The organism is Streptomyces sp. DSM 15324, assembly GCF_001514285.1.
Classification (GTDB): Bacteria; Actinomycetota; Actinomycetes; order Streptomycetales; family Streptomycetaceae; genus Streptomyces.
In genome coordinates this window covers 156,525-173,421 of record NZ_KQ949035.1, presented here as the reverse complement: position 1 = coordinate 173,421, position 16,897 = coordinate 156,525, and the positions used below count along the sequence as shown (strand labels likewise).

The 16,897-nt window shown below is 74.3% G+C and carries 12 protein-coding genes; 5 read left to right on the top strand and 7 right to left on the bottom strand.

What is annotated here, in order from left to right; all coding sequences use genetic code 11:
- Positions 1–2: 2 nt before the first annotated feature.
- The 4 genes from AQJ58_RS33535 to AQJ58_RS33520 all read right to left on the bottom strand — a co-directional run bounded on the left by AQJ58_RS33535 (position 3) and on the right by AQJ58_RS33520 (position 7,022).
- Entirely contained in the window at positions 3–5,036 is a 5,034-nt protein-coding gene (locus tag AQJ58_RS33535) for a hypothetical protein (RefSeq protein ID WP_067256978.1), read from the bottom strand.
- Complete coding sequence (locus AQJ58_RS33530; protein WP_067256977.1) at positions 5,033–5,887, bottom strand: DUF4132 domain-containing protein; 855 nt, start codon at positions 5,885–5,887, stop codon at positions 5,033–5,035. Before AQJ58_RS33530 ends, AQJ58_RS33535 begins: the two co-directional genes overlap by 4 nt.
- A 221-nt stretch (positions 5,888–6,108) precedes the next feature.
- Positions 6,109–6,498 carry a cold-shock protein gene (locus AQJ58_RS33525; RefSeq protein ID WP_067256976.1) on the bottom strand — a complete coding sequence of 130 codons (390 nt, stop codon included), beginning with the start codon at positions 6,496–6,498 and terminating at the stop codon, positions 6,109–6,111.
- A gap of 131 nt (positions 6,499–6,629) precedes the next feature.
- Positions 6,630–7,022, bottom strand: coding sequence for a DUF5997 family protein (locus tag AQJ58_RS33520; protein WP_067256975.1), 393 nt, complete (start codon positions 7,020–7,022; stop codon positions 6,630–6,632).
- Between the two features lie 58 nt (positions 7,023–7,080).
- On the opposite strand from AQJ58_RS33520, the gene AQJ58_RS33515 reads away from it, so the two are divergent.
- The gene (locus AQJ58_RS33515) at positions 7,081–7,929 is read left to right on the top strand and encodes a LysR substrate-binding domain-containing protein (protein WP_067256974.1); all 849 of its coding nucleotides are present in this window, start codon (positions 7,081–7,083) and stop codon (positions 7,927–7,929) included.
- On the opposite strand, the gene AQJ58_RS33510 is transcribed toward AQJ58_RS33515, so the two are convergent.
- Positions 7,926–10,733 carry a beta-L-arabinofuranosidase domain-containing protein gene (locus AQJ58_RS33510; RefSeq protein WP_067256973.1) on the bottom strand — a complete coding sequence of 936 codons (2,808 nt, stop codon included), beginning with the start codon at positions 10,731–10,733 and terminating at the stop codon, positions 7,926–7,928. The two genes, AQJ58_RS33515 and AQJ58_RS33510, sit on opposite strands and share 4 nt — an antisense overlap.
- A 163-nt stretch (positions 10,734–10,896) precedes the next feature.
- Complete coding sequence (locus tag AQJ58_RS33505) at positions 10,897–11,373, bottom strand: Lrp/AsnC family transcriptional regulator (protein ID WP_067256969.1); 477 nt, start codon at positions 11,371–11,373, stop codon at positions 10,897–10,899.
- Between the two features lie 202 nt (positions 11,374–11,575).
- On the opposite strand from AQJ58_RS33505, the gene AQJ58_RS33500 reads away from it, so the two are divergent.
- The 4 genes from AQJ58_RS33500 to AQJ58_RS33485 all read left to right on the top strand — a co-directional run bounded on the left by AQJ58_RS33500 (position 11,576) and on the right by AQJ58_RS33485 (position 15,745).
- Positions 11,576–12,286, top strand: a complete 711-nt coding sequence (locus tag AQJ58_RS33500) for a dienelactone hydrolase family protein (protein WP_067257144.1) — start codon at positions 11,576–11,578, stop codon at positions 12,284–12,286.
- Positions 12,273–12,923, top strand: a complete 651-nt coding sequence (locus AQJ58_RS33495) for a phosphoribosyltransferase (protein ID WP_067256968.1) — start codon at positions 12,273–12,275, stop codon at positions 12,921–12,923. The genes AQJ58_RS33500 and AQJ58_RS33495 overlap by 14 nt, the downstream gene beginning before the upstream one ends.
- A 188-nt stretch (positions 12,924–13,111) precedes the next feature.
- Positions 13,112–14,614, top strand: coding sequence for an FUSC family protein (locus AQJ58_RS33490; RefSeq protein ID WP_067256967.1), 1,503 nt, complete (start codon positions 13,112–13,114; stop codon positions 14,612–14,614).
- Between the two features lie 84 nt (positions 14,615–14,698).
- The gene (locus AQJ58_RS33485; RefSeq protein WP_067256965.1) at positions 14,699–15,745 is read left to right on the top strand and encodes a lactonase family protein; all 1,047 of its coding nucleotides are present in this window, start codon (positions 14,699–14,701) and stop codon (positions 15,743–15,745) included.
- Positions 15,746–15,931: 186 nt separating this feature from the next.
- Here AQJ58_RS33485 and AQJ58_RS33480 read toward each other — a convergent pair whose 3' ends face one another.
- Complete coding sequence (locus AQJ58_RS33480) at positions 15,932–16,855, bottom strand: sirohydrochlorin chelatase (RefSeq protein WP_107122217.1); 924 nt, start codon at positions 16,853–16,855, stop codon at positions 15,932–15,934.
- Between the last annotated feature and the right edge of the window lie 42 nt (positions 16,856–16,897).

Below are 16,897 nucleotides of genomic sequence, written 5' to 3'. Positions count from 1 at the left end.
GGTCATCGGCGGCGGCCCTTGCGGGTGGCGCGGGTGGTGAGCTCCTCGTACGCCGGGGCGTCACCCGTGCGGACCCGGTCCCAGGCCCGCTCGTACAGCTCGGCCACCGGCAGCAGCGGTACGGCGCGTCCGTACCCGCCGAGCGGGTAGAGGCCCTGCTTCCAGAGCTCCACCGGCAGCGCGCCCCGGGACTTCAGGTCCAGCCAGCCGCACGGCAGGAACAGCGTGCGCCCGGCGCGCGACCGCTTGGCCTCCACGACCAGGTCGGTCGCCGCGAGTTCGGCCCGGGCCTTCTTCATCCGCGCCGGCTTCCAGCCGGTCCAGCGGGCGCAGTTGCGGTCCGTCGGGTCGGGCAGGGCGAGCAGCATCAGATACAGCGCCGCGGCGTCCGCACCCAGACCGTGCCGCTCGGCGACCTCGGCGACCAGCGTGCGCACGCTGAACGTCGGGTCCTGCGCATGCCCCGTGGGTCCCCCGGGGTCGACACCGACCGCGAGAGCGCGCGCCAGCTTGTCGTCGAGGAGGGTCCGCAGGGCCCACATGCCCTGTCCGCGCCCGGGGCCGACGATCCCTTCGAGCAACCCGAACACCGGGTCGTCCGAACCGGTGAGCGCACCGGGACGCACCAGTACCGTCTCCTGCTCCCCGTACCAGGGGCGCAGCACCAGCGCCTCGCCCGCCCGGATCAGCCCGTCCTGGCCGGCGCCGCCGGTGGCGGGCATCCCGTACGCCTTGCGCAGGGCGACGGCGGTCGGCTCGCCGGTCGCCGTCCATGCCAGCTCCAGGTCGAGCAGCAGCCCCGGATCGGCGACCCGGCGGCGCAGCGCGGCGAGGCTGTCCGGCAGCACCGCCCGCAGCGGATGCCCGTACGGCAGCGCGTAGGCGAGGCCGGCCAGGGCGTGCACGGCCTGCGTGACGTCGTACCGGCCGGGCAGGGCCTGCGGGTCCTCCGCGACCAGGGCGCCGTCCTTGTCGGGCCGCTGCACGGTGGTGCGGCTGATCCAGGGGGTGCGCCCGGGGTTGAGGACCTCGTACGCGGAGCCGAGGGGCAGGGAGACGAGGGAGAGCTCGGCCGCCAGGTCCTCGGGCAGCCGCACGACGTCGTCCAGGAACCGCTTCCAGATGCCGCCCACCGCGTCCGTGTCCGGGCCGGTCGTCCACAGGTCGGCGGGGTTCTCGGGCAGCAGCGCGCCGACCATCGGCTTCCAGTTGCCCGGCTCCAGAGAGTTCAGCAGCTGGTCGCCGAGCTCCTTCTGGCGCGGCTTCAGCCCGGTCGCCGCGCTCACCTCGTCGGTGAGCTGCGAGGGCCGGCCCGCAAGCAGCAGGGCCGCCTGCACGGGCCCCAGCCCGCCCCGGCTCGCCGTGACCAGCGCGTCGACCGCCTCCGGCTGCCAGGGGGCCGGGCCCTTGTCCCGGACGAGCCGGGTGGCGGCGGCGAGCGTCTCGGCGGGGTAGACCGCCGGATGCGCCTGCTCCTGCTCCAGGGTGAAGTGCGCGATCGCGCCGCGGTCGTCCGCCGGGCCGTGATCCAGGGCCAGCCAGTGCATACGGTTGTGCTCGTCGACATTGCGGGAACCGATGACGACGACCGTGCGGCCGGCCCGGCGCAGCACCTGGCCGACGCGCTGCTGCTTGTCGTGGGGCTCGCTCAGCACGACCTGCCGCAGCAGCTTGCCCGGAGCGGCCAGCGGCCCCTCCACGATCGCCTCGAACAGCAGGAGCAGCGCCGCGCGGTGCGTCTCGGTCGTCGCCGGGGTGGCGGCCCGGTACGCCAGGGGGCGCAGCGCGTCGAGCAGGGACAGCCACTGCGCGCCGTCGCCGGGGACGGTGAACTCGTCACTGGTCCAGCCGTCCTGCGCCCCGGTGGTCCGCAGGGCCTTCGGCAGCGGCTTGCCGTCGGCGGGCTCGCCGGACAGCACGTGGTTCACGGCGCGGATCTGCCGCAGCGTGCTCCACCGCGGGGTGCCGCCCCACCAGCCGTGCAGACCCGCCAGGCCGCTCACCGCCTCCTTCAGAGTGGTGTCGTCGCCGTACTCGGGGCGGTAGTCCGCGAACATGCCCTCGGTGCGCCGGGGGTCCGGCTGCGACTTCTCGGCGGGAGGCGCCACGTACGCCGCGGTCGACTCGTCGAAGCGCAGGGCCGCGCGTACCAGCGCCGCCACCCCGGTGACCAGCCGTTCGTCGCCCAGCTCGGGCAGGGCGGTCGAGACCACCGTCCGCAGCACCTCGTCGGCGGCCGTGACGACCGCCTTGGCGTCGTCCGTGCCGTCGACCGCCGCGGCCGCGGCTATCCGCGCCTGCCGCTCCGCCAGCGCCTCGGCGCCGGCCCGCATCACCTCGGCCACGCGCTCGTCGGTCAGCGCGCGCAGCACGGCCGAGGCCCGCTCGTCGCGCGGACGCAGCGCGTGCCAGAACTCCACCGGCGGTACGAACCGGGTGCCGGCGGCGAACTCGCTGCCGCGTTCCATCGGCGTCACCCGCCCCAGCTCACCGGCTGCGGACGTGTCGTCACCGCCGTACAGCGCGAGGTGCTGCTGCCTGCGCACGACGACCGGCGCGGCGCCGCCCGGCAGCCGCAGCGCGCCGAGGGGAACGCCGGAGTTCCCGCCGCTCAGTGCCACGGTGACGGTCCGGCCGTCCGGGGTCCCGGCGACCGTACGCGCCTCGGCGCCCTCCCCCTCGGTACGCACCCAGCGGCCGAGGACCGTGCCGTCGGTGCCGAAGGGGCTGTGCTCCAGCCCGGGCTGGAGCGGCAGCACCTCGCAGTCCTGGTGCCTCAGCGTGGCGTCCTCCCGGACACCGCCCTGCACGAAGGCGGGCAGCGAGGCACGCCCGTGCGTGCCGGTGGCCGGGTCGTACTCCAGCCACACCTGCTGTCGGCCCTGACGCCCCTGACGCCAGTAGGAGGTGCCGTCGCCCAGGATGCGGCGGCCGGGCGGCAGCACCGTGTCGCCGGCGTGCAGGGTGCGTCCGCCGGTGGCCCGGCCCCCGCCGGGCAGCGGAACGGAGGCGGTGCCCGCGTGGCCGGAGCCGTACCAGTAATAGGGGATCGTCTCACCGCCGAGCGGGAACACGTCGGCCGCGCGGGCGGACCAGTAGCCGACCTGCTTGCCGTCCTCCCGCCACATCACCAGCAGCTCGCCGTCCGTGTAGCGGAACGACGGACGGTTCCACCGGCCCAGTTCCACGGGGAGCCGCAGATCGTGCTCCAGCAGGATCTCCTCGGGGCCGACGACGAACACCTTGTGGCCCCGGTGGACGATCAGCGCGGGCCAGGCCTCCTGGACCGTCACCGCCTTGTCCTGGTCGCCCTGGGGCTTGGTCTCGGCATCGATCCGGCGCAGCGCCTCGTCGAGCGCGGGCCAGCCCAGCTCGTCCAGGAGGCCGGTGCGCAGGGTGTGCCCGAGCAGGGGTGCGGCCTCGTGCGCGGCGACCCGCGCCACGGCGTCCGGGGCCACCTCGGCGGCCACCGTCCGGAAGGGCTGCATCCGCTCCAGCGCCGCGCGAGCGGAGGGCAGACCCACGGCGGCGGTCAGCTCCCCGGCCGCGTCCCTCAGCCACTCGCGCAGGACGTCGCTGAGCACCGGGTGGGCGGCGATGCCCTGGAGCACCGCGGCGTCCGGGCGGTTGCCGCTCTGCGTACCGATCTCGGTGTACAGCAGACGCCGGAAGCGGGCGTCCGCCGCAATGCCCGTCAGCTCGCGCCGGCCGGCCCGGTCCTCGTTCAGCCAGCGCTGGAGACCGAGGTACACCACCTCGTCCGCGGGCGGCGGCGCCAGCGGGATGCCCTCGGCCAGGCAGAGGTCGAGCAGGTCGAGGTCGGCACCGGCGTGCCAGCGGCCCGTGACGATGTCCACGGGCCGGCCCTGGGCCCGCAGCCGGGGGGCCATCCTCGCCACGAGCGCGAGGGTGGCCGCGGAGCGGTCGCAGATGTTGCCACCGTGCTTGCGGTGCAGCGCCCAGCGCGTCAGCCAGTCCGCCGCGTCGACCGTGTCGACCGTGTCGGCCTTGTCCGGCCCCGCGCCGGCCTCACCGGTCAGCAGCAGGTCCGCCCCGCACTCCGCGAGCAGCGCCAGCCAGAACTCGTCGTCCTCGACGGACCGGCCGAGACCGGCCGGCATGATCTCCAGCAGCCGGCGCCGCACCGCGGGCTCCCGCTCGGCGAGCACGACGAGCGTCGCCCGGTAGGAGTTCCAGAAGGACGCCGGGGCCCGCACGGCCGCGGGCGAGGCGAGCAGGTCGCCGACCAGCCCGCACTCCTCGGTGACCCGGTCCAGCCCCGCCGCCCTGATCAGCCCGCGCGCGTCCTGCGGCAGCGACGCGTAGGGCGGCATCCCGGCGGCGCACCGCTCCACCGTGAGCTGCCGGAACTGGGTCCAGGCGTCGGCCGGGCTGAGCCGCGCCGCGAGCGCCTTCACATGCTCCTTCAGCGCCTTGACGGTCAGCGCGCCCGCGAACGCGAACTCCAGGAACACGGCGCGCTGCCGCTCCTCGTCCACCGTCAGCGCGTGCACCCGCTCGGCCTCGCGCGCCTTGCCGAAGAAGGCGGCGGCGTACGTCGTGTTCTCGTGCTGGAGGAAGACCCGCGCCGCCTGCTCGTAGAACGTCGGCAGGAAGTGCGGCACGGCCCGGCCCAGCCGGGTGCCGAGCTCCTCGAAGCCGTCCTTGGCGTTGCCGGGCCGGGACTTGGCCTGGCGCGCGAGCCGCTCGACGTCCCTGACCAGTGCCAGCGCGTGATGGCCGTTCGCCGGGTCGTTGACCAGTGCCCAGGCCGGGAAGCCCAGGGTCACCCGGCGCACCTGGCCCACCTCGGGGACCTCCGGGTCCCGCACCAGACCGAGGAAGTCCAGGGCGAGGTCCTCGGCCTCGCCGAGGGTGCCGGGCACCAGCCGGACGATCCGCCGGTCGTCCAGTCCGGGGTGGGTGTAGGTGCGGACGGTGAGCGTGTCGGCGTCCTCGCGGTCCGTGCTGCCCGGCGGCAGGACCGCGCCCGCGTCGAGCAGCGTGCCCGCGGTGTTCTCGTCGTAGGTCGTCATGCCGCCCGCTCCTCGTCCTCGATGTCGCGCCCCGCGTACAGTGCGGCCGCCATGCGCATGCCCTCCGACCAGGCCACCGGTCCCACCTGACCGAGCCTCAGCACCCGGCCCGCGGGATCGGTGAACGTCAGCGGGCCGGTCTCGGACTCCTCGTAGCTCTCGTAGTCGCCCACCCACACCCGCGCCTCGACCGTGCGCCCGTCCTCCAGGACGGAGTGGACGGCGTTGCCGCCGCGCACCCGGTAGCCGAGCTGGGTCACCCGGCCGTGCAGGAACCGCTGCTGCTTGAAGGCGCCGCCCGCGTACTCCTCGACCGAGGTGCCCTCGGCGTCCAGCGTCGCCGGCCGGTGCCACACCTCGCGGAAGAGCTGCTGGGCGCGCTGCTCCACACCGAGCTCCACCGCGAACTCCCGCAGGTCCTCCAGGTCGTCGAGGAGGACCGGGTGCGGCAGCCGGACCAGGTCGGGGGTGATGCGCACGGTGTCGCCGTCGAGGTCGACCAGTCCCAGGCCGCGTCCGGGGTCGGCGTCCCGCAGGAACCCGGCCACCTCTCCGTCGGCACCGGTGACCACCAGGTCCCGCAGCGCCGCCTGCCAGGCGGGGTCGGGCCACACCCGGGCGACGACCGCGAACGGCACCGGCAGCGAGCGCACCATCCACCGCTCCACATCGGTCAGGCACTGCCGCTCGTGCCGCTCCAGCCACTCGACGAGCTGGCGCAGGCCCACCACCGCCGGATCGTCGGCGATCTTGGGCGGTACGGACTTCAACAGCCGTCCCGCCGCGTTGCGGCACACCACCGTGCCGTCGTCGAGGGCGACCTCGTAGTCGCCGGCCGACACCCACCCCATACGTGCCTCCCGCACCCGCATCGATCAAGTGACGGGAACTGTAGAACAAGCCACTGACAACGGGTCCCGCCAGCAGCCGATCTGACGGCGTACCAGGCGTGACCTGCGGGAATTCCTGTCATGACCCCGCCTGGAACGGGTCCGCGGGCTCTGCGGGGAGTCGAAAAAACGACAGGACCCCCGTCGATGTCGACGGGGGTCCCGACAGCCTCGGGCGTGGGTCAGCCCTCGACCCAGCCGTGGTTCTTGGCGAACTGCGCCAGCCCGCCGCGCACCTGCAGGATCTGCTCCCCGGTGAGCGAGGGCGCAGCGCTCAGCAGGGCCTCGGTGACGTCCCGGACGAACTCCTCGGTGCTGAGCACATCGCACAGCACGTCGTCGTCGGCCGCGAGCGGCTTGCCGTCCGCGCCCCGCGCGAGCCGCACCGCGGACGCCTTCGGGCCGCGCTCGCCGTCCTCGATCTCGAACTCGACGAGGATGCCCCGCCGCACCTGCGACTCGGGCATCAACATGTCGTTGACGTGCAGGAAGACATCTTCCCCGCCGTCGTCGGGCGCGATGAACCCGTAGCCCCGCTGGCTGTCGAAGCGCACCACACGACCAGCAACCATCCCAACCCCCAGCAACCTCGAAACACCCACTTCGGTGAACCTGCCCAGATCGTAGTCAAACCGACCGCCTCAGGCGACTCCCGGTCTCACCGCGCGCGGCGCACCTCGCTGAGCTGCGGAAACCGCCGGTGTCAGTCCTCGGTGGCGGCGCGCTCGGCGTCCCGCTTCCTCAGCCGGGCCGCCTCCTTGCGAACCTCGGCCTGGGTACCGCGCTCCTTCTCCAGCCACTCCGGCTTCGCGTCCTTGAGCGCGTCGATCTGCTCGGTGGTGAGCGCCTCCGTCACCCCGCCACGGGCGAGACCCGCGATGGACACGCCCAGCTTGGCCGCGACCACCGGCCGGGGGTGCGGGCCCTTCTCGCGCAGCGTCCGCAGCCAGGCGGGCGGGTTCGCCTGGAGCTCGTTCAGCTCGGCGCGCGAGACGACGCCCTCCTGGAACTCGGCGGGCGTGGCGGGGAGGTACACACCCAGCTTCTTCGCCGCGGTGGCGGGCTTCATCGTCTGGGTGGTCTGCTGCGACTTCATACGGTCCAGGGTATCGGCCGCCGCGGAGACCTCCGACCACAGCCGGTAGCCTGGCGGGATGACCGACCAGGCGGATTCCCCTTCGTTCCGGCTCGCGTACGTTCCCGGAGTGACGCCCGCCAAGTGGGTGCGGATCTGGGAGGAGCGCCTGCCCGACACCCCTCTCACCCTGCTCCAGGTGGCCCCGGCCGAGGCCTGCGAGATGCTGCGCGGCGGCGCCGCCGACGCGGCCTTCCTCCGGCTGCCCGTCGACCGTACGGTGTTCAGCGCGATCCCCCTCTACACCGAGACGACGGTCGTCGTGGTCCCCAAGGACCATGTGATCACCGCCGCCGAGGAGATCACCCTCGACGACCTCGCCGACGAGGTGGTGATCCACCCCCTCGACGACGTCCTCGGCTGGTCGGAGCTGCCCGGGGAGCCCGCCTTCGAGCGCCCGCGGACCACGGAGGACGCGATCGAGCTCGTCGCGGCGAACATCGGCGTCCTGATCGTGCCGCAGTCCCTGGCCCGCCTCCACCACCGTCGCGACCTCACCTACCGCACGCTGGTGGACGCCCCGCAGTCGGCGGTCGCCCTGTCCTGGCCCGAGGAGGCGACCACCGACCTGGTCGAGGACCTCATCGGCATCGTCCGGGGCCGCACGGTCAACAGCACCCGGGGCCGGGCCCAGCAGGCCCCGCCGCAACAGCGCGAGCCCCGCAGGACCGCCGGAAGCGGCGGCGGCACCGCGGGCGCGCGCGGCCGCGGCGGCGGCACGAGGAGCGGCGGCTCGGCCAAGGGCGGCAGCGGCACGAGGAGCGGCGGCGGAGCGCGGGGCGCGGGCGGCGGTACGAAGGGCGGCAGCGGTACGAAGGGCGGCGGCCGCCGCGGAACCGGCGGCGGCAAGCCCCGCCGCCGGTCCTAGGCAGCCACGTAACTCGCCGCGGCCGCGGTGCTCACCACCTTCTCGCCGTCCGCCGACGTCAGCAGCCCGGTGGCCACCCAGGCGTCCACCACCGTCCGCACCCGGGCGACGAGGGCCGCCTCGGAGGCGAACGGCGCCGCCGCCCACACCTCGTCGAGCAGCGTGGTGCCGTCCGGCTTCGCGGGATTGGCGACCCCTGAGTCGACGGTGCCGAAGACGGCCTTCGGCTCCGAGCGCCGGACGTAGGCGTGCGTGGGGTCCTCCGTCCCCTCGAAGAACGGCGCGAACTCGGTGCCGTTCAGCGTGAAGTGGAGGGACGTGCCGCTCACCGGCGCCAGCGAGGGCAGCAGATCGCCGGAGAGGGCCGCGTTGGCGTACAGCCCGAACTGCAGGTAGTCGGTTGAGGGGTTGCGGGCGACCAGGTTCACCGGTCCGTAGAACAGGGTCTGCAACGACGGGTCGTCCAGGGCCTTCTCGACGCGCAGCCGGAACGGCACGCTCACGCGTACGACGTCACCGGACTTCCAGGTGCGGGACACCGTGAAGTAGCTCCCGGCGACCGGAGTGCCGCTCACCGCGCTGCCGTTGACCGTCACCCGGAAGCCCGCGGTCGCCCAGGACGGCACCCGCAGCCGGAGCCCGAAGGCCGCACTGCTCCCGCCGAAGGTGAGCGTCGTGCCCTGTTCCACCGGGTAGGCGGTGGTCTGGGTGACCGTGACGCCCTTCTCCGCCCAGGTCAGCGTGGACGGACTGTAGAGGTTCACGTACAGCGCGCTGCCGTCGGCGGCCTTGAAGTACACCGAGTCCTGGTACTTGGTGGCGCTCTCCATCCCGGTGCCCTCGCAGCAGGTGGTGCCCTCCTTGGGGGTGTAGTCGCGCACATGGCCGGGAGTGAGGCCGATGAAGTACGTGACGAGCGGCTTCTCCGCGTCGGCGGTGTCCTGCTTGGAGCCGAGGACCTGGTTGAGCAGAGTCCGCTCGTAGTAGTCCATGTAGGCCGGGTTCTGCTCGTGGAAGAACAGGGTCCGGCTCAGCTTCAGCAGGTTGTACGCGCAGCAGGTCTCCGCGTTCGTGGCGCTGATCGTGCCCCCGATGGCGTCCCGCGCCTTCCAGAACTCGCCGGTGCTGGTGCCACCGATGCCGTACATGCGGTGCGGGACGACCATGCCCCAGAAGTTCTTCGCCGCCGTCAGGTAGCGGGTCTCGCCCGTCGCGTCGTACAGCCTGAGCAGTCCGGTGAAGATCGGGATGTGCTGGTTGGCGTGCAGCCCGTCGAGCGTGTCGGTGTTCGCGGCGCACGCGTCGATCAGCGAGTCGAGGTCGAACAGCTTGGCCAGCGCGAGGTGTTCGGCCTTCCCGGTGAACGCGTGCAGATCGACGATCGCCTCGACGATCCCGCCGAACTCCCCGCTGGAGAACAGCCCCCACATCCGCTGGAGCGTCGCCTCGGAGAGCACCGACAACCGGGAGTGCATCCAGTCGCCCAGGCCGGACGCGAGATCGAGGGCACGGGCGTCGTCGGTGGCGAGGTAGGCGTCCAGCAGGCCGCGCAGGATCTTGTGCGCGGTGTAGTACGGCGCCCAGACCTTGGTGTAGTCGCTGCCGGTCATCGACTCCAGGAGGATGAACTGGGTCTCCGGACAGGCGGCCAGGAACCCGGGGTGGCTGGGACCGCCCCAGGTGCGCTTCAGGGTGGCCGTCAGCCCGCGGCCCGAGGCGTCCGGGAAGGTGCCGCCGGCGGTCGCCTGGAACCAGTACGACGCGAGGTCGCCGAGTCCGGGCGAGGAGAGCTTGGCCTCGCTGGTCTGAAGCGAGGTGATCTCGGCCTGGGTGAGGACCCGCGACCACACGTTGAACTCGTCGTAGCAGCCGGCGTACAGGGGGTCGCCGGAGTAGTTCGAGCGGCCCAGCCAGTTGTGGGTGAGCGTGCCGAGTGCCGCCGGGGTGAGGGTCATCGCCGTGTTCGTCGCCACGGCCGTGCCGTTGACGTACAGGGTGCCGGTGCTGCCCGAGAGGGTGACCGCGAGGTGGCTCCACTGGTTCAGCGGCAGCGCGGCCGTCCCGTTGAGGCCCTGCTCGCCGCCCGCGCCGCCGGTCGTGATGGCGAACCGGGGCACACCGCTCGCGTTGCGGCTCGCCAGGTACATGTACCGGGTGGTGTTGTCGCCGAAGTCGAACACCCGCTGCCAGTCGGCGTCATGGGTGGGCTTGACCCACGTCGACAGGGTGATCGCGGAGGCGCCGTTCAGCACGGTGGCGGGCAGGTCGACGTACTGGTAGGAGCCGCGCACCAGTTCCAGCCCCCCGCCCCACTTCCCGGTGACGGCCAGCATCTTCGGGTCCGTGCGCAGGGCCGCGCGGACCTCGGACAGCGCGCCGACCACGGTCGCGACGCGGTCGGCGAACACCTGCTCGCCGGTGCTCGCGTACGCCTGCGCCAGCATGGTCAGGAAGTGCCCGGTGTAGTGACCGCGCAGATTGCCGTTGGCCTCGCCGTCGAGCCCCTCCCAGCCGCCCGGCGCGACCGCGCCCAGCGTGGCGAGGCCGGCGTTGGCCCGGAAGACCTGGAGCAGCCGGTTGACGTCGTAGCCGCGGGCGTGGTCGAGCATCAGCTTCCGCTTGGTGGCGAAGATCCCGGCGCCGAGGGCCACGTCCTGGAGCGCGAAGGGCTGGAGCGCCCAGGAGGCCGGCGGCGCAGGCGTGGCCGCCGAGGCCGCGGGGGCCACCGCCGCGCCGACACCGGGGGCCGCGGCGGCGAGGATCGCGCTCTGGAGGAGGGTCCGTCTGCTGAGGGGAGGTGCCATGTACTGCTCCTCTGATCCACAAGGGGGTGTGTTCGCCATCGCGCGCCAGGAGGTGCCCGAGCGCGCTGTTCGGAATCACGAACGATGTGCGGATGGTCGACCAGACGTTAGAGGGGGGACGGGAAGGCGTCAACGGGCCTGACCAGAAAGGAAGTTGAGAGAGTCACCTGCGGGCCGCGCGGCCGATCGACTCCACCAGCGGCAGCAGACGGTGCGGTACGCGCTCGCGCAGCGCGACCTCGGTCCGGGTGCGGACCACTCCGGGGAGGCTGATGAGCTTCTGGATCACGTCCTCCAGATGGGCGTTGTCCCGCGCCACCACCCGGGTGAGCAGATCCCCGCCCCCGGTGATCGAGAACGCCTCGACGATCTCCGGTACGGCGGCCAGCGCGTCGCCCACGTCGTCGAGATGCCCCTGGGTGACCTCGATGTGCACGAACGCCAGCACCGGATGACCGAGCGCGGCGGGGGAGAGCGAGGGGGCGCTGCCGGTGATCACCCCGTCCCGCTCCAGCCGGTCCAGCCGGGCCTGGAGGGTGCCGCGCGCGACACCGAGGATCCGCGCGTACTCCCGCACGCTGGTCCGCGGCTGTTCGAGCAGCAGCCGCAGGATGCGGGTGTCCAGCTCGTCGACGGCCATGGCTCCCGGCCTCCCGGTACGGCACTGATCTTCGCCGACTGTACCAACGGCCCGGCCGGCCGGCTCACGCGGTGTGCCATGGTCCGCCGCACCTCCCGGACGCCGCCCGACCGGTGCCATGCTGGATACACGGGACCCGCGCGGGCGCCGGGGTGGGGGCCACGCGCGGCGCCGTACTCGCCCGAGGAAGAAGATGACGGTGATGATCTCCCAGACGGTCCGGGTGCCCGTCGACGGCGCGGCGCTCACCGGTGATCTCCTCGTCCCGGAGCACGCCCGGGCCGTGGTGCTGTTCGCCCACGGCAGCGGCAGCTCCCGGCACAGCCCCCGCAACCGCGCGGTCGCCGCCGAGCTGCGCTTCGCCGGCCTCGGCACCCTGCTCGTCGACCTGCTCACCGAGCCCGAGGAGCGCGCGGACGCGTCCACGGGCGAGCACCGCTTCGACATACCCCTGCTGGGCGGGCGCGTGGTCGCCGTCGTCGACTGGCTCGCCGCGCGGCCCGAGACCGAGGGGCTCCCCGTCGTCCTGTTCGGCGCCAGCACCGGCGCGGCGGCGGCGCTGACGGCCGCGGCCGAGCGGCCCGGCCGGGTGCTGACCGTGGTCTCCCGCGGCGGGCGGCCCGACCTGGCCGAGGCGGCCCTGGACGCCGTACGGGCGCCGGTGCTGCTGATCGTGGGCGGCCGGGACCCGGAGGTACGGCGGCTGAACGAGGACGCGGCCCGCCGGCTGCGGGGGCCGTGCACCCTCCACGTCGTACCGGGGGCCACCCATCTGTTCGAGGAGCCCGGGGCGCTGGAGCAGGTCGCCGGGGCGGCGAAGCGGTGGTGCGCCGATCAGCTGCGGGCGCCGCCGCCGTCGTGGTCGGAAGCGCATCGCCGGGACGGAAGGGGCGGTCGTCATGCGGTTCGCTGACCGTGCACAGGCCGGACGCGAGCTCGCCGCGGTGCTGCGGGCGCGCCAGGAGGACGGCGAACTGCCCGCCCCCGTCGTCCTCGCCCTGCCCCGGGGCGGTGCCGCCGTGGCCGAGGAGGTCGCCCGCGCGCTCGACGCGCCGCTCGACGTGCTCGTCGTACGGAAGATCGGCGCGCCGTTCCAGCCGGAACTCGGCGTCGGCGCGCTCGTCGGCGACGCCGAGCCGCTCTTCGACCGGGCCACCCTGGGCGCACTCGGCCTCACCGAGCGCGACCTCGCCCCGGTGGTGGAGCGCGAGCGCGCCGAACTGCGTCGCCGTGAGCTGCTCTACCGGGACGGCCGCTCCGCCCCCGACCTGCGCGGACGTACCGCGATCGTGGTCGACGACGGCCTCGCGACCGGAGCCACGGCCCGCGCCGCCCTGCGCTCCCTGCGGCGCGCGGCGCCCCGCCGCACCGTCCTGGCGGTACCGGTCGGCGCCCCGGAGACGGTCGCGCTGCTGCGGTCCGAGGCGGACGACGTGATCTGTCTGCACCGGCCGGCCGCCTTCACGGCCGTCGGCCTCTGGTACGACGACTTCGGCCAGCTCGGCGACGCCGATGTACTGCGCGCCCTGCGCACGGCGGCCGGCCGGTGAAGTGCCGCCGCCGCTGGTCCGATGGCACCCCGTCGGCCCACCCGAGGAGGTCGGCACTGCACCATTGGCCCAGTGGTCATCGCGCCGGTTGAACCATCTGCCGCCCAGATGTTCCTATGGACGCGTCAATGGCGCTGCGGACCCCGCGGCGCCTTTTTCGTGCGGACGTCCGACAGGGGTGGGAAGCAGTGCTGAAGAGGGTGTTCACGGCTCCGGACCCGGGGCGGACCCGGCTGCGCTTCGCCGCCCGGGCCGTCCTGGGCATCGGCCTGGCCGTCGTCGCGTGCGGTCTCGCCGGGCACACGCTCCCCGGGATCGTCACCGGCGGCCTCGCGGCCATGCTCGCCCTGTTCACCGTCGCGGACGCCTCCGTGCGGGGCCAGGCGGTCACCACCGCCCTGCTGCCCGCCGTGGGCCTGCCCGTGCTCACCGCGGCGGCCGTCCTGCACGACCACCCCGCGGTCCGCGACCTCACCTTCCTCGCCGTCATCGGCGTGGGCGTGTACGCCCGCCGCTGGGGGCCGCGCGGGCACAGCCTGGGCGTCTTCGCGTTCATGATGTTCTTCGTCGCCCAGTTCCTGCACGCGGCGACCGGAGACCTCCCCGAGCTGTACGCCTCCCTCGCGCTGTCCCTGACGGCCGCAGCGGCGGTGCGCTTCGGGGCGTGGTGCTACGAGCGCCGCACGCCCCCGGCGCCGGTGCCCGCCCCGCCCGGCGGCCGCGGTCTGGCCCGGGTCACCACCCGCCAGGCCGTCCAGGCGACCGCCGGCGCGGGCTTCGCCCTCGTCCTCGGCCAGCTCGTCTCCGGGCAGCGCTGGTACTGGGCCGTCGGCGCCACCTGGTGGATCTTCGTCAACACCGCCTCGCGCGGCGAGACCCTGGTGCGCGGATTCCGCCGGGTCCTCGGCACGGTGATCGGCATCGGACTCGGGCTCCTGGTCGCGGTCCCGGTGCACGGCGCCCCCGGCCCCACCGCCGCCCTGGTGGCGCTCTCGGTCTTCGGCATCTTCTACACGGCCGCCGTCTCCTACACCTGGATGATGCTCTGGGTGACCCTGCTCGCCGAACTGCTCTACGGCCTCCTCGGCGTCCTCACCCCCGCGCTGCTGGCGCTGCGGCTCGCCGAGACCGCGGTGGGCGCGCTCGGTGCCGCGCTGGCCGTGCTGTTCGTCCTGCCGGTGACCACGCACACCATCACCGACGCCTGGATCCAGCGCGCCCTGCGCTGTGTCCACGCCTGCACCGCCGAGGCCGCGGCCCGCCTCGCCGGCGACCCCTTCGCCGACCCGGCCGGGAGGGCCGCCGAGCTGGAACAGCTCCTCGGCCGGGTCCGCCTCGCCGTCGCCCCGCTCGTGCACCCCCTGAACCCGATGCTCGGCCGCAAGCGACGAGCCCGCCGGGTGCTGGCCCTGCTCGACGACTGCGCCCGCGAGAGCCGGGGTCTGGCCGCCGTCGCCGCCGACCCCGAGGCCTCGCACGACGCCCGGCTGGCCGCGGCCTGCTGGCGCGTGCAGGCGGCCGTGGAGGCCCTGACCGACGGCGGGGTGGCGGCGGCGGTCCCCGGGCAACGGCCCCCGGCCACCGAACCCGCACTGCCCGCCCTGGCGCACCTGCACGGTCTGGAGCACGCCCTGGCGGAGCTGTCCCAGCCGCTGCGGACCCCGTCGGGATCACCACTGGTCGGGGCGTGACGTTTCGGCGCGGGTCTGGTCTAGACCTGCGCCGATCAACTGCTACCGTCACCCCCGGACAGCAGCGACCGAGAGGGGACAGCGGTGGCAGACCTCGGCGGACGGACCCGGCGTGCGTTCATCGGCTCGTTCACGGCGGCCGGCGGGCCCGGCATCGTGACCGCCGCCGTGGACCCGGACAGCGGGGCGCTCACCGCCCTCAGCAGCCTCGACGCGCTGCCCGACCCGTCCTACCTGGCCCTGTCGGCCGACGGCGGCACGCTCTACGCCGTCAGCGAGACGGCCGAGGGCACGGTCGCCGCGTACCGGGTCACCGGTGACCTGCCGGAGGCGGCCGGGGCGCCCGTGCCGGTCGGCGGCAGCGGCCCCACCCACCTCGGACTGTTCGACGGCCACGTCCTGACCGCGAACTACGGCTCCGGCAGCGTCACGGCCGTCCCCGTCCGGGCGGACGGCGGCCTCGCCCGGACCGCCTCCGGCGTTCTGCACCACACCGGCTCCGGCCCGCACACCCGCCGCCAGCAGGGGCCGCACGCCCACCAGGTACAGGCCGACCCCAGCGGACGCTGGGCGGTCAGCGTGGACCTCGGGACGGACTCGGTGCGGGTGTGCGCCCTGCGCGACGGCACGCCCGTCCTGCACCGCGAACACGCCCTGCGCCCCGGCTCGGGGCCGCGCCACCTCGCCTTCCACCCCGACGGCTCGTACGCCTACGTGGTCAACGAACTCACCCCGACCGTCACCGTGTGCCGCTGGGACGCCCTCGACGGCTCCCTGAAACCCCTGGCGGAGGTGCCGGTACTGCCCGGCGCCCCCGACGGGGACGCCTACCCCTCGGGCGTCGCCGTGGCGCCGGACGGCCGGTTCGTGTGGACGGCCACGCGCGGCGAGGACGTGCTGTCCGTGTTCGCCGTCGAGGGGGAGGGCGACGCGCTGCGGCCGGCCGGGACGGTGCCCTGCGCGGGCCACTGGCCGAGGGACCTGGCCGTCTCCGCCTGCGGCAGAACCCTCTACGTCGCCAACGAGCGCTCCGGCGACGTCACCTGGTTCACCCTGGACCCCGCCTCCGGCCAGCCCCGGCGCGCGGGCTCACTGCCGCTGCCGGCCGCCTCGTGCGTGGTCCTGGGCTGACGCCGTTCCGTCCGGACGGTCAACCGGCCCCCTCGGCGCTGGTCCCGACCGCGCCTGCTCCCCGATCCCGCCTGCTCCCCGCCTCGCCTGCTCCCCGCCCCGGCTGCCCCACGGCACGGCGAAGGGCCCGCTCCTCGATCGGAGCGGGCCCTTTCGCGTCGTGCGGCGTCCTTGACGGTCGGCCGGTCAGCGGACCGGCGCGCCCTGCGGCTGCGGTGGGGCGATGCCCAGGGCGGTCGTGTACTTGGCCAGCGCGAGCTTGCCGATCGCCGGGTAGGCGCCGAGCGCCTCGGCGGCGGCGCAGTCCGCTTCCTTGGCGGCCTCCTCGATCAGCGTGGCGTCGATCTCCGGGCCGATCAGGTACGGCGCGAGCGCCAGCTGCTGGGAGCCGGAGGAGCGCAGCTGGTCGGCCACGGAGGCGATGGAGCCCTCCTGGTCGAGCGCGGCGGCCATCACCGGCACGGCGAGACGCGCGGCGAGCAGCATGCCGGTGATCCCGGCGGCCTGCACGGCCTCGTCGCCGCCCACGGAGGCCAGGATGATGCCGTCCGCGGCGGTCGCCACGGTGAACAGCCGGGCCCGGTCCGCACGGGCCAGACCGGCCTCGGACAGCCGTACGTGCAGCGCCTCGGCGAGCAGCGGGTGCGGGCCGAGGACGTCGGTCAGATCGGCGGCGACCCGGCTCTCCATCACGGCCTGGCGGACCTGGCGCAGCAGCGCGCTGTCGGGGCCGGCCAGCAGCGGCACGACGACGCCGACGGGGCCGTCCGGCTCCTTGACGTCGTGACCGGCGGCGCGGGCCTGCTCGTAGCGGGCGGTGCGCTCCTCGGCGGCGTGCGCGAGGACGGACTGGAGGGCGGGGAACTCGTTGTCGTCCCCGTCAAGGTAACCGATGCGCGCGTCGAGGCCGGGGAGCTCGGAGCGGGCGATGCTCACGATCTCCTCGGCGATGCCGCGGGTGGCCCCGCTCGGGGTGCCCGGCACCGCGAGGACGAGCGCGGGCGCGCCTTCGGGAGCCGCCAACGGCTCGGGTCGCCGGTGCCGCCCGGGCTGGCGGGGGCGCGGCATTCGTACGGGCAGGCCGGACGCGGGCCCAGTGGGGGAGCTCATGGCGCCGCATGTTACTTGTTTCCTGGGCTCCCCTGTTCGGGG